Source organism: Pelotomaculum schinkii (assembly GCF_004369205.1).
Classification (GTDB): domain Bacteria; phylum Bacillota; class Desulfotomaculia; order Desulfotomaculales; family Pelotomaculaceae; genus Pelotomaculum_C; species Pelotomaculum_C schinkii.
Map to the genome: position 1 here is coordinate 1,972,178 of NZ_QFGA01000001.1, position 13,333 is coordinate 1,985,510.

The 13,333-nt window shown below is 47.8% G+C and carries 15 protein-coding genes; all 15 read right to left on the reverse strand.

Annotation, left to right across the window (positions count from 1 at the left end):
• Nucleotides 1–73: 73 nt before the first annotated feature.
• Nucleotides 74–718 carry an RNA polymerase sporulation sigma factor SigH gene (gene sigH, locus Psch_RS09185; protein ID WP_134219801.1) on the reverse strand — a complete coding sequence of 215 codons (645 nt, stop codon included), beginning with the start codon at nucleotides 716–718 and terminating at the stop codon, nucleotides 74–76.
• Nucleotides 719–920: 202 nt separating this feature from the next.
• On the reverse strand, nucleotides 921–1,436 hold the full coding sequence (locus Psch_RS09190) for an NYN domain-containing protein (RefSeq protein WP_134219800.1): 516 nt from the start codon (nucleotides 1,434–1,436) through the stop codon (nucleotides 921–923).
• Complete coding sequence (rlmB, locus tag Psch_RS09195; RefSeq protein ID WP_190240283.1) at nucleotides 1,414–2,196, reverse strand: 23S rRNA (guanosine(2251)-2'-O)-methyltransferase RlmB; 783 nt, start codon at nucleotides 2,194–2,196, stop codon at nucleotides 1,414–1,416. Before rlmB ends, Psch_RS09190 begins: the two co-directional genes overlap by 23 nt.
• A 5-nt stretch (nucleotides 2,197–2,201) precedes the next feature.
• On the reverse strand, nucleotides 2,202–2,516 hold the full coding sequence (locus Psch_RS09200; RefSeq protein ID WP_190239958.1) for a nucleoside triphosphate pyrophosphohydrolase: 315 nt from the start codon (nucleotides 2,514–2,516) through the stop codon (nucleotides 2,202–2,204).
• Between the two features lie 5 nt (nucleotides 2,517–2,521).
• Nucleotides 2,522–3,229 (reverse strand): HIT family protein, encoded by a 708-nt coding sequence (locus tag Psch_RS09205; RefSeq protein ID WP_190239959.1) that lies wholly within the window; start codon nucleotides 3,227–3,229, stop codon nucleotides 2,522–2,524.
• Nucleotides 3,230–3,234: 5 nt separating this feature from the next.
• A complete protein-coding gene (locus Psch_RS09210; RefSeq protein WP_190239960.1) occupies nucleotides 3,235–4,164 on the reverse strand; it encodes a hypothetical protein in 930 nt (309 codons plus the stop codon).
• 11 nt (nucleotides 4,165–4,175) lie between these two features.
• Nucleotides 4,176–5,588 (reverse strand): FAD-dependent thymidylate synthase, encoded by a 1,413-nt coding sequence (gene thyX, locus Psch_RS09215; protein WP_190239961.1) that lies wholly within the window; start codon nucleotides 5,586–5,588, stop codon nucleotides 4,176–4,178.
• A gap of 175 nt (nucleotides 5,589–5,763) precedes the next feature.
• On the reverse strand, nucleotides 5,764–6,150 hold the full coding sequence (locus tag Psch_RS09220) for a Mini-ribonuclease 3 (protein WP_190239962.1): 387 nt from the start codon (nucleotides 6,148–6,150) through the stop codon (nucleotides 5,764–5,766).
• A 6-nt stretch (nucleotides 6,151–6,156) separates the two neighbouring features.
• On the reverse strand, nucleotides 6,157–7,626 hold the full coding sequence (gene cysS, locus Psch_RS09225; RefSeq protein WP_190239963.1) for a cysteine--tRNA ligase: 1,470 nt from the start codon (nucleotides 7,624–7,626) through the stop codon (nucleotides 6,157–6,159).
• Nucleotides 7,613–8,350 (reverse strand): serine O-acetyltransferase, encoded by a 738-nt coding sequence (cysE, locus tag Psch_RS09230; RefSeq protein WP_190239964.1) that lies wholly within the window; start codon nucleotides 8,348–8,350, stop codon nucleotides 7,613–7,615. The genes cysS and cysE overlap by 14 nt, the downstream gene beginning before the upstream one ends.
• 166 nt (nucleotides 8,351–8,516) lie before the next feature.
• Nucleotides 8,517–9,992: a glutamate--tRNA ligase gene (gltX, locus tag Psch_RS09235; protein WP_282432455.1), complete on the reverse strand. Its 1,476-nt coding sequence runs from the start codon at nucleotides 9,990–9,992 to the stop codon at nucleotides 8,517–8,519.
• Nucleotides 9,993–10,275: 283 nt separating this feature from the next.
• Entirely contained in the window at nucleotides 10,276–10,758 is a 483-nt protein-coding gene (ispF, locus tag Psch_RS09240) for a 2-C-methyl-D-erythritol 2,4-cyclodiphosphate synthase (RefSeq protein ID WP_190239965.1), read from the reverse strand.
• Nucleotides 10,755–11,465, reverse strand: coding sequence for a 2-C-methyl-D-erythritol 4-phosphate cytidylyltransferase (ispD, locus tag Psch_RS09245; RefSeq protein ID WP_190239966.1), 711 nt, complete (start codon nucleotides 11,463–11,465; stop codon nucleotides 10,755–10,757). Before ispD ends, ispF begins: the two co-directional genes overlap by 4 nt.
• Nucleotides 11,458–12,594, reverse strand: a complete 1,137-nt coding sequence (locus tag Psch_RS09250) for a PIN/TRAM domain-containing protein (RefSeq protein WP_190239967.1) — start codon at nucleotides 12,592–12,594, stop codon at nucleotides 11,458–11,460. Before Psch_RS09250 ends, ispD begins: the two co-directional genes overlap by 8 nt.
• Nucleotides 12,595–12,744: 150 nt before the next feature.
• Entirely contained in the window at nucleotides 12,745–13,221 is a 477-nt protein-coding gene (locus Psch_RS09255) for a CarD family transcriptional regulator (RefSeq protein WP_134219792.1), read from the reverse strand.
• Nucleotides 13,222–13,333 lie beyond the last annotated feature (112 nt).

Consider the following 13,333-nt stretch of genomic DNA (forward strand, 5'->3'; position numbering starts at 1 on the left):
GGACAGCACCCATATCGGGCCAGCATAGAAAAACCTTTAACCGCCGGTTAAAGGCAACCTGTCAGTTAACTGGTTATGCTTCGCGCTTTTCTAGGTAGCGTTCGAGTTTCCGCTTCACGCGCTGCAACGCGTTGTCGATTGACTTGACGTGGCGCTTTAAGTCTTCGGCGATTTCCTGGTAGGACTTGCCTTCCAGGTAGGACATCAAGACTTTCCACTCCAGCGAACTTAAGATCTCGCCCATCTTCTCTTCGATATCGTCAAACTCTTCCCTGGAGATTATTAACTCCTCGGGATCCGTGATTTTCGAACCCGATAGCACATCCAGCAGGGTGCGGTCCGAATCCTCATCGTATATGGGCTTGTTAAGGGAGACGTAGGAGTTCAGCGGTATATGCTTTTGCCTGGTGGCAGTCTTGATGGCAGTGATAATCTGCCTGGTAATGCAGAGCTCGGCAAAAGCCCTGAATGAGGATAGCTTGTCCATCCGGAAGTCCCGGATTGCCTTATATAACCCGATCATACCTTCTTGGATGATGTCTTCGCGATCGGCCCCGATCAGAAAATATGACCGGGCTTTGGCGCGGACAAAATTTTTGTACTTATTAATCAGGTATTCCAGGGCTATTTCGTCACCCTCCCGGGCAAATTCCACAACTTCTTCGTCAACCAGCAGCTGAAATCCGTTGTAAACTTCCGTCTGGGCTTGAAAAATCACTATTCTCCCCCTCTTTTTCCCATCAACCAACGAGAAAAAAAATAAAAAACCCCACCCTCGCTAATTGACAATGCCCAGGCCTTCAGCCCGGAATGCACTTTTTCTTTTCACGGGGCTAGGCATATGTTGATTATAGTTTCGGTCAGGTTCCTAACTTATTATAACGAAGCGGTGGAAGCTCGTCAAGGTAAAATTGGACGGGCTAGCCCTTTCCCCGCCTCCATTGTTCAAATTTGGAGCGCACCTTTTCCAGCAAACGGTTTTCCAGGTAACCGTCCACCGGCTTGCTTTGCTGGTAGTGGACCTTGCTTTCCTCTTTGGTCCGCCGCACTTGCTCGCGCAGTTCACCTGGAGTCAGGCGAAACGCTCCCCTGCCAAAAATGATCACCTGTTCGGCCCAGTCCGAGGTGGCTACATATACCGTCCCCCCGTCCTCTGGAAAGGAGCCGGCCATGCGCTCGATCAGTGAGTCGGCTGTTTCCCCCTGCTGGGTGTAAATTACCTCCACCCCGTCTACAACTTCCGTTCTTTCAGCGCCGCCTTTAATTTGGTGGGCGTCAAAGACGACCACCACTTTCAACCCGGTTAGAGCCGCGTGGTCGGCAAGTATGGACACCAGCTTTGACCTGGCGTAATCCAACCCGGTTTCCCTGTTCTTATTAAATTCGGGCCAGGCATAAATAATATTATAACCGTCAACGATGAGATGACCCTTCATTTAAAGCGATTCTCCTCTGGCGCACTACTTCATAGGCCAGCAGGGCGGCTGCAACTGAAGCATTTAATGAGTTTACACGACCGGACATGGGCAGGCGCACCAGGAGGTCACACCGCTCTTTGACCAGACGGCCCAAGCCCTTGCCCTCACCGCCTATGACCAGGCCAAGCGGTCCCTCCAGGCGGGCGTCCCAATAAAGTTCCTGTCCCTCCGGATCGGCGCCTACCATCCAGAGGCCTTGCTTTTTCAATGTTTCGATAGTCTGAGGCATATTGGCGACCCTGGCCACCGGCACATATTCAATGGCCCCGGCCGATGCCTTGGCTACAGTTGGCGTCAGCGGGGCGGAGCGGCGGCGCGGAATGACAACTCCGTGCGCGCCGGCGGCGTCAGCGGTACGGAGGATGGCGCCAAGGTTATGCGGGTCGTTGATCTCATCTAAAAGGATCAGAAACGGCGATACGCCGGGACCGGCTCCAGCCAGGATGTCTTCCACTTCCACATACTCTTTGGCGGCTGCCAGGGCTATCACACCCTGGTGGGCGCCATCGGGGGCGAATTTGCCCAGCCGCTGCCTGTCCACCTTCTGCACGGGGATGTTTTTCTCCCTGGCCGCGCCGTAGATTTCCAACAGGGGCCCGGACAAAGGGCCTTCGGCTATTAGTATTTTATTGATGGGGCGGCCGGACCGCAACGCTTCCCGGACCGGGTTGCGTCCTGCAATGACGTCTTCCAGGCGAAGTCTCTCCTCTTCTATCATAATCACTAACTACTAACAACCTCAAGTAGCATTATTTTATCGTTAAATCCACCTCTATCAGATAGTTTCTTGAGCCTATACAATTCAAATTCTTTTTTATCAACACCCATCGAAGCAACGATTCCATATATAACCTCCACAACATCTACTAATTCCATAATATTATGTGACTGAAGATACTCATTAACTTCTTCAATCAGCTTTTCTTCTAAAGCCATAATATATTCCTGACCGTCCAGATTTTTAGTATAACAGATCTTGCCCTCAGCCTCTATGCAGCTAGGCACCTTATCCCTTACTAATTTGTTGTATATAACCATCGAATTCACCATGCCTTAAGCCTACCCTTATATTTATTCAATATTTCCATATAAATACTATTAATATCAACACTATTTAACCTATTAAAGGTATCTACAATATAATCAATTCCAATGTACTCCTTCCAGTTCCAATTTTCTAAAACACCTAACTTATCAGCTAATATCTGTCGAATATATTGAGAAGGGATATTTTTACCTTCAATAATATACTTTATCCCATGATTGTTCTGATAAAAAATATAGGGCTTATGAGAAAGATATTGCATCTTTAAATCATAGAAAGAATCAATCTTTCTAACCTCGAACCCGTCATCAATTATATCAGGTAATATATCCCCATTATAAGGTAATATATGTAGATGCGTGTGATTAACACAACAACCACCCAGATTTTCATCTGTCACAGCACCATGTTCAAAGGCTATTGTGCTTAATTTGTATATGTTTTTTAATAAACTATCAACGGTTTGAAGCAAACACTCCAATTCAAGCAGAAGATAAGTTGGAACAGAACCAATTGAAAGAAAGTGCTTCTCAGTAATGATTAACAAATAACCGGCAACAAATGAACCAAGTGCTGGTATTAGCAACCAATTCTTAGTTTTATATAAAAACCTATGACTCATATTAATATATTGGGAGACCATTGTATTAAAAAGGTTATTCTCTTCATCCATAGTTATTTCGGAGCAAAAGCTACATTTATTCATAATCTTTACTCCTCACCACGACTCATTAATAAATTTTCAATATATTCGTCTGATAGTGTTAATATTGAATAAACATTAATATTAAGAGCTTTTAGCTTTTCCAAACCTCTCCATTCCGATCTATGTACTAAACAGAAGAATGCCAATATATTTATACCACTCGGAAATTTATTAATACTTTTTATAACTTGCTCAGCTTTCACTAATACGTCATGAACAAAAATTATATTCTCATTTGAGTTAAGTTTTCCGTCCCAATACTGATCCTGTCTAATCTTGGGATTTTCCCTCATTTTAACAAATGGCTTTTTCATTCTCTCAGCGACTTTTAAACCTAAAAGGAAGTTGCCTTCAGTTGTGACAACAATCTTATCAATTTTACTCAACTCTCTTTCATCCATACTTGATTCTATGAGATTCACCATCATTGAAACTAAATCATAAGCAAAAAAATTATCGAACATAATATCCGTTAAATTAACATAATAATTTACTGCATTATATAAAACACTTGGGATTCCTTTTTGATTTATTAAGGCGAAATCACTAATGCATATATGCTCTAACCTCTTTCTAATATTTTCCCACGTATCCATTGGAGGGGACTTACGCAACTTGATAATTTCATATTTAACTTGTTCAAACTGCTCACTATTTAAGCCCAATTGAGCCAAGAATTGTCTAATTCGCTCATCCTTATACTGCATTAATAAATTGTGATCTTCGGTAAATATTTGAGAAATACACTGATATGTATTCGCTTTAATATAATTAATATTATCTTTCTCTCTTTTCCTTTGTATTGCAGAAAACCAAGGAATATTAATTCCCTTGTGATCCAATATATCGAAAAAAGTAACTACTGCTAAGAAACATAAAATTAAATACCCGATGAAATCTTGAAAACATTTATAATATTCTGTCATGTGTTCCACATTTGATCACCTCATATAACCGAAAAACTATCGTATACATCTTGCATTTTTCCACATGACAATCTTCCTTCAGGGCAATTCCTTGTCATAAAACATGCTGGGCCAACTCTACCAAATATGTTAGGTGCAATTCTTCTTAATTTTCTCAACATATCTATAGCAATTAAGCGAATTTCCCATTGAGCCCTATTACATGATCTTAGTTGTATAAAATGAAACAACTCTCTCGCATTCATAGTTGTAACCACATCTAAAACATTTCCACTCAAATACAAATAAACCAAATCCTCATCAACAATACCTAAGGAATGAAATTCATTAAAAAAAGCAATATGATTTTTCCAAATTGCATGATACCTTGACAATAAAGTTGGATTGGAGGCTATAGTATTCGGTATAATATACCGATCGCTAATCCCGAATTCCGTAAATGATGGTACATTAAGGGATTGCATCCTGTGCCGAACAAGGTGAGTTAGACCAGCTAGGGAAATATTATTAATCCGAAATGTAAAATTAATTTGCTCTAGTTCACGCTTCCTCTTATCATTACATACTATTTCCAACAATTGATTATGCAAACTTGCATCTGATTCAATTAATTCCGATGCTTTGTTCGTCGAACATAGTTTATGATTAATGATTGCCGTAAGTGCAACAATTTTTTCCGGGTCATTTGTATAACTAATTATTTCGGTAGTTTCATTGGAATTACTTTTCTCAATAATTTTAGCATCAAGAAAATCTCTTAGCTTAAATTCTTTATCCTCATTACCCGCTTCAAGTTGCTCAGTTTTATTAAAGATGCTTGGACATATCTTTGATGCCTGTAAAAGTAAGGATTCTCCTAATTTATTTATTTCGGGAAATCCACTCCCCCTACCATATTTTGCAGAATATATAATGTGCATCAACTCACGTGCATTAACAGTACAATAAAAGTTACTAAAATAACAATATGGCAGAAGAAACCTTGCATCTTCTTTTATTATACCGTTATTAACAAAATATTTATACTCCATGAATAAATAATTCATTTGCTCTGTGTACTTCTTAAATATATATTCTTCCGTTGCAGTAGATTCAGATTTTAGCCTAAATTTGGGAATATAATAGCCCATATTTCCAAAGTCAACATATCTCCGAGATTTAACAGTAAACGAAGCTAGTCTAAATTCAATGATAAATTGCTCAACAAAAGCTGAAACATTTTCAAAAGCTATTGTGAAGTTGACATGCTCAATAAAGGATTTATGCCCAGAATCTAATACTTTTGATATTAGGCTATAATTATTGCTTTTCACTACTTCTTCAAAAATATCAATAGAAGAACCTAATTTAGTTGAAATCCTTGCGGCAGCAGTGCATATCTTTTCTGGTTCAGGTGTATGAGCTATAATTAAAGCTCTTGAATGATGAGGCATATTTCGTTAACTCCAATCAAATATAGGGTTAGCTTTTCGCTTTCAAGGAGATTTCATGCAACTTCAAGAAATATAAATAATACAAATCAAAACCTAAATTATAGCTTAACTATCTGCATGTAATTCAAATTAGTCCATACTTACTTAGCTTCATAAGACAAAGATCCGCCCCTTCTTATTCACGTCCCATCTCCAGCGCCAGGGCCAGGATCTCCTCGAGGCGGTCCTTGTCGCCTTTGAGATAGAGATAGCCGATCAGGCATTCGAAAGCTGTGCTTTGCCGGTAATCGATCACACCGGCGCTGCGGGGGGTATGGGGAGACTTGGCGTTGCGGCCGCGGCGGATTACAGCTGTTTCTTCCTCTGTGAGGATCCCTTCCAGCTCTCTGAGCAGCCTGGCCTGTGCTTTCGCATGTACATATTTTACAGCTTCGTCATGCAGCCGTTTTACCCTTGATATCCCGCTTTCGACAAGATGCGAGCGCACGGCCAGTTCATAGACGGCGTCCCCGATGTAAGCCAGCGCCAGCGCCGGCAGTTCACCTGGTTGAATATTTTTCAACCCCCATCACTGCTTCTTCCAGCGAACGCCCTGAGGAGTATCCTCAAGGACCACGCCAAGTTCTTTCAAACCGTCCCTGATCCGGTCGGCGACTACCCAGTCTTTCTTCTTGCGGGCTTCTTGCCGGATCTCAATAATCAGGTTGATTAACCCTTCCGCCAGGCTGGAACCATCACCTGCGTCACTATCTAAAAGGATCCTGCCGCTTTGCGGTTCAACCTTAAAAAGCCCCATGACCCCGTTGAAATTCTGAAACAGGTCATAAGCGCGCCGGAGAGCCTCCCGGTCCGGGCCGGAGACCTCGTTTCCCGCCTTCTGGACGGCGCTGTTGACCTCTCTGGCCAGGTCAAAGATGACTCCCATGGCCAGAGCAGTGTTGAAGTCATCGTCCATGGCGGAATCAAAGGCGGCTTTTAAGTTTTCAAGGGAGGCTGTTAAGTCCGCCGCCCAACCGGAACCAGAGCGGGCGGTGGAAACCTCTCCCTTCCTCTCCAGGGCTTCGGTCAACAGCCGGATGCTGGTCTTGATCCTTTCCAGTCCTTTCCCGGCAGAAACCAGGTTTTCATCGGCAAAGTCGAGGGGGCTGCGGTAATGGGTGGAGAGGAGGAAAAAGCGGACTACTTCCGGCGAAAATTTGGACAGGATGTCCCTGACCAGGAAGAAGTTGCCCAGCGACTTGGACATTTTCTCGTCGTTTACGGTAATAAAGCCGTTATGCAGCCAGTAGCGGACAAAAGGTTCTCCGGTTGCCGCTTCAGCCTGAGCGATTTCATTTTCATGGTGGGGAAAGATCAGGTCACTGCCTCCGCCATGGATGTCGAAGTTGGTCCCGAGGTATTTTTGCGACATGACCGAGCACTCGATGTGCCAGCCCGGCCTGCCCGGCCCCCAGGGGCTGTCCCAGGACGGCTCGCCCGGCTTGGCGGCCTTCCAAAGGGCAAAATCCATGGGGTCTTGCTTGCGGGTATCCACATCCACGCGGGCGCCTGCCTGCATGTCGTCGAAGGTACGGCCGGAAAGCCTGCCGTAAGGCTCAAACTTGCGCACTGCAAAATAGACGTCCCCGTCTACCTCATAAGCAAAGCCGTTTTTGATCAGCGCTTCAACAGTCCCGATGATATCGGGAATATGCTCCGATACCTTGGGGTGTTGATCAGCCCGGCGGACGTTAAGGGCGTCGGCGTCTTTAAAATATTCATTAATATACATATGGGAGAAAGCGAGAGGGTCCTCCCCCTGTTCCCTGGCGCGGTTGATAATCTTGTCGTCGACGTCGGTGAAGTTCTGGACGTAAACTACCTCGTAGCCTTTGTAGTCAAAATACCGCCGTACCGTGTCAAAAAAGACCAGCGGCCTGGCATTGCCGAGGTGCACATAGTTATAGGTCGTCGGGCCGCAGACATAGATGCCGACCCGGCCCGGGTCTCTCGGCTGGAAGGTCTCCTTCCGCCTGGTCAGGGTGTTATAAATCTCCATCTTTTAAGAAACACCTCTCTCGGCAGCCCGTCAGTTCCTCCCGGCGCAGGCCTGCCAGTTGAAGATTCTGGTCCTCCAGTTCTCTGACCCGCTTTTGCAACCTTTCTATACTTTTATGCATACATACAAGCACGTCTGTAACCGGGTCGGGAAGCTGATCGTGGCGCAGGTTTACCTCGCCGGGCGCCTGCCGGGGATCTACTTTATGGCCGTCCATAACAACGATCTTGCCGGGAACTCCGACCACAGTGCAGTCGGAGGGCACGGCCTTTAAAACCACAGAACCGGCGCCAATCCTGACGTTGTCACCAACCGTAAAGGATCCAAGGACCTTGGCGCCGGCGCTGATCATTACGTTGTTGCCGATCGTGGGATGCCTTTTGCCTTTTTCCTTGCCTGTCCCCCCCAGGGTAACCCCCTGGTAGACGGTAACATTGTCCCCGATTTCAGCAGTCTCACCGATAACGACGCCGGAGCCGTGGTCGATAAAAAAACCTTCTCCGATCCTGGCGCCGGGGTGAATTTCGATACCGGTTATAAAACGGGCGAACTGGGAAATGAGCCGGGCGATAACAAACCAGCCCCGGCGATAAAAACCGTGCGCGAGCCTGTGCATAAGAACAGCGTGAAGACCGGGATAGCACAGGACCACTTCCAATACGGATTTGGCGGCGGGATCCCGCTCCATCACAGCCCGGATATCCTTGCGCAGCCGGTCGAACATTCCAATACCCCCTATGCAGGTCGTAGGGCGTAAGGCATAGGGCGTAGGTATAAACTGCATTTCTCCGGGGTCAATGGGCGAATGAATTCGCACCTACATAAACCAGAGCTTAGAGCCTGTCGGCATTCTACGCCTTACGCCTGACCATTAGGAATGCAGTATTAGCTTACGCCTGACCCTTAAGAACTGCAGTATAAGACCTCGCCTGTTCAAGTCGTGTGGCGACACCGGTTTGGCCGAGGATGGCCATGATCCGGTTTAAATCGGGTCCGTGGGTTTTTCCGGTCAGCGCTACCCGGACCGGCATAAAAATTTCTTTGCCTTTGACGCCCAGCTCTTTGCCGACTTCCTTGAGCAGAAGTCTGGCGCCTGCTTCGGTGAGGGCGGGACCTGTAGTAACCTTGGCTTTGAGGGCTTCCAAAACAGCCGGGACCTGGTTGCCGGCCATGATCTCCCTGGCTTCGTCTTCTTCTATGTCGACCTTGTCGCTAAAGAAAATAGCGGCGTGGTCCGTGATTTCCTCCAGACAGTTCAAATAATCCCGTACTAAGGCAACCACCATTTTAACCCACTCATACTTCTTAGCAGTAAGCGGTTGACTTATATAGCCCCCCTCTTCTAAATATGGTATGGCCAGTTCGGTAATCCGTTCCAGGGAGGCGGTACGGATATAGTGGCCGTTGAGCCAGTTTAGCTTATCGAGGTCAAAAACGGCGGGACTTTTGGACACCCGCTCCAGAGAAAAATGCTCCACCAGCTGTTCCAGGGAAAAAACCTCTTCTTCTCCTCCGGGGGACCAGCCCAGCAGCGCCAGAAAGTTAACCAGGGCCTCGGGCAGGTAGCCTTTTGCCTGGTACTGCTCAATAGCGGTGGCGCCGTGGCGCTTGCTCATCTTGCTGCGGTCCTGGCCCAGGATCAGCGACACATGGGCAAACTCCGGGATCTGCCAGCCCAGCGCTTCGAAAATTAAAATCTGGCGCGGTGTGTTCGACAGGTGTTCCTCGGCCCTGATTACGTGGCTGATTCCCATGGTGTGATCATCTATGACCACAGCGAAATTGTAGGTGGGAATACCGTCGGATTTTACAATAATGAAGTCGCCAATGCCGCTGCAATCAAATGAAACCTCGCCCCGGACGAGGTCGTTGACCTGGATGACATGGTTTTCCGGCACCCTAAAGCGTATCACCGGCTTGCGGCCTGCCGCTTCCAGGGCGGCGCGCGCTTGCGGCGTGAGGTTGCGGCAGCGGCCCATATAGCGGACCATCTCGCCTTTTTCCAAAAGCTCTTCCCGCTCGGCCGCCAGTTCCTCCTCCGTACAATAGCAACGGTAAGCCTGGCCGCTTTCCAGTAAGGTGTCCGCATACCGGCGGTAAAGGTCCAGCCTTTCCGTCTGGCGGTAGGGCTCGTTGGGGCCCCCAACCTGGATCCCCTCATCCCAGTCCAGGCCGAGCCAGCGCAGGGCATTGAGGATGTTTTCCTCAGATTCCCTGGTAGAACGCTCCAGATCGGTATCCTCGATCCGGACTATTAAAGCGCCCCCGTAATGGCGGGCAAAAAGCCAGTTAAACAACGCCGATCTGGCCCCCCCGATATGAAAAGGACCGGTGGGACTCGGCGCAAAACGGACTCGTACCGGCAACAAAATGGTTCCTCCTTAAGGCGCAAATCAGCCGGAAGTCATATCTAACGGCTGGTTAAATGACCCTTTTTTATCGTAGCTTATTATAACACCTGTTTTATCCGGCAGGCAAATGGTCAATAGCAATTCATAAAAAAATGTGAGTGTTAATTAATATAAAACATAGTTATGTATTTCAATCTAAATGCGAGTTTATCTAATGGGTAAAGGTAATTGTTAACTGGCTCTCGAAAAGCCTCTGGGGTAGTGGGAACGGCGCCGCGATAACGGCCGGGCAACTGCCCTAAGTCCCCGGACCGCCTTCGAGAAGCGCCGCGCCATAAGCGGCAATACCCTCGCCGGTACCGGTAAAGCCAAGTCCCTCGGTCGTCGTTGCCTTAACGTTGACCTTGGAAGAGCTAATCCCCAGCGCTTCCGCCATCTTTAGCTTCATTTCTTCCATATAGGGAGCCAGTTTCGGTCTCTGGGCCACAACCACCGCGTCTATGTTCCCCACCGTGAAACCCTTTTCGTTCAGCGCTTCACCGACTTTTGACAAGAGGATCAGGCTGCTAATTCCTTTATAGCGTTCATCGGTATCGGGGAAATGCCGGCCGATATCACCAGCCCCGGCGGCGCCCAGCAGGGCGTCCATAACGGCATGCACCAGCACATCCGCGTCGGAGTGCCCCAAAAGCCCCTTGTCATATGGGATCTCGACACCACCCAGGACCAACGGCCTTCCTTCGACCAGCCTGTGGACGTCATAGCCAAACCCCACCCTCATTTTTGACCACCCCCGGCCTGAGAGGCCTCGAGCAGGGCCGAAGCCACGATGAGGTCTTCGGGAGTTGTAATTTTGATATTCCGGTAACTGCCATCCACCAATTTCACCGCCATCCCCAGCCTTTCAACCAGCGCCGCGTCGTCCGTGGCCCTGAAGTTTTCCTCATGAGCACGGCGGTGCGCGTCCAGAATAACCCCGTAACGGAAAGCCTGAGGTGTCTGGGTCAACCACAGCCTGTTTCTGGGCAGGGTTTCGGCCACAAAACCGTCCTCCCGGGCTAGTTTAACCGTGTCTTTTACAGGCACGGCGCAGGTTGCGGCGTCAAACGCAAGGGCGGCCCCGACGACCATCTCCAGGTTTTCATCGCTCAACAGGGGGCGGACCCCGTCATGTATGACCACAATATCCGTATCAGGCGCAAGCGCCAGGAGGCCGCTGTAAACGGAATCCTGGCGCTCTTTACCACCTTGTACGACGGCTGTTATTTTCTTTAGCCCCAGCTTGTCGACCACAGCCCGGCGGCAATATTCCTCTTCACCTTCGCCTACGGCTACCACTATGGTCTGCACCAGCTTGCTGGCTTCAAGAATTCTTAATACGTACCCCAGTATGGGCGCCCCGGCCAGAGCAATAAACTGCTTCTTCACATCCGACCCCATCCGGCTCCCGCAACCGGCGGCAGGCACCACAGCGGCAACCTTAACCAATGGCGTTCACCTCACCCAGATGAGCTTGTCCTTCGCCGCGTTTTTCATACTTGGGCTTGGCAAAAATCATCCGCCCGGCGGCAGTCTGGAGAACACTGGTGACCAGCACCGGGATAGTCTGGTTCATATAACGCTTGCCGTTGTCCACCACGATCATGGTACCATCATCCAGGTAGGCAACTCCCTGGCCCATCTCTTTTCCGTCCTTGACCAACTGCACCACCATTTCCTCACCCGGCAGAACTACCGGCTTCACGGCGTTGGCCAGCTCGTTGATATTTAGAACCTTAACACCGTGCAGTTCTGCAACTTTGTTCAGGTTATAGTCGTTGGTAATGATTTTGCCGCCCAGTTTCTGAGCCAGCTTGACCAGCTTGGTATCCACTTCCGCAACATCTTCCAGTCCCCGGTTGTTGTCGTATATTTGGACTTTTATGTCAACATCTTTCCTCATCTTATTAAGTATATCCAGGCCCCGCCTGCCCCGGTTCCTTTTCAAAAGGTCGGGAGAGTCAGCTATATGGCGCAGCTCTTCCAGCACAAAGGCGGGAATAAGCATAACTCCCTCAATAAAGCCGCTTTCGCACAGTTCGGCGATCCGTCCATCAATAATCACACTGGTATCCAGAATCTTAAAATGCCCCGCTTTGAGCTCGGATTTCAAAGCCCGGTCCTTGCCAAACTTGGGGAAACTGGCGAACAGCGCCAGTAGTTCTTCACGCTTTTTGATGCCGATGCTTAAGCCAAGGTAAGACAAAAATAGTGTAATCAGAATCCATACCAGCTTACCGACAGGACCTAAAAAGGACAGGAGATTGCCTATTAAATTTGCAATTATAAGTCCAATAATCAAGCCGACCGAGCCCATGACCAGATCCTGAGTCGGGGTCCTCTGCAGGTACTGCTCGGCAATTACAGTCAATCGCACTGCTCCGCTCATGAGCGGCCGGGCCAGCAGAATTCCGGCAAGCAGGCCGATCAGGGTGGATAAGCCCACCACCCCAAGCCTGAAATGTTGAGGCAGGTCGGTTAAAAAGGTCACCAGGCCACTGTTAACCAGAAAAAAACCAAAAGCCACACCGGAACCGGTAAAAGCAGCCAATAAAATAAAATAAACTGCTTTTTTCACTGTCTTTTTTTCACCCCCTTTCTAAATTTAACGATACTCTGAACAATTTTATATAGCTCTATTATATTTGTTTAAGGAATCGCACATCAAGCAAAAATAATGGAGTTTTAGCGACATATAAAAATAAAGCGCCAGTTTAACCTGGCGCCATTAGGCGAAGGCACCGTCGAGCATCGATTGCGCTTTATCCTCTTCAAGTTCTGTAGCCAGAACCAGTTCGCTGATTAAAATCTGCCTGGCGTTCTCCAGCATTTTTCGCTCACCCGAGGAAAGGCCTTTTTCACGGTCCCTTTTAATTAAATTACGCACCACCTCGGCAACCTCAAAGACATTGCCGCTTTTTATTTTTTCCAGATTGGCGCGGTACCGCCGGTTCCAATTGGGAGACATGGCCGAAGACTGCTGGCGCAGAATCTGCAAAACTTCTTTGACGCCTTCCGAATCAATGACCTCCCTGAGTCCAACACCTTCACCATTGTTGATTGGAATCATCACCTTCATATCGCCGACAGGGAGCCGCAGTATATAATACTGACGCTTTTCCCCGAGGACTTCCTTCTCCTCGATGGCCTCGATGACTCCAGCACCGTGCATCGGGTACACCACTTTATCTCCTATTTTGAACAAGGCCGTACCCTCCTTAGAAGTTTACCACGTTTAAAGTATAGCATAAAAGGTATCCCTTGTCAAATAAACTATAATTTTAGCATAGCCTTAACATAGTGTCAACATCATTTTG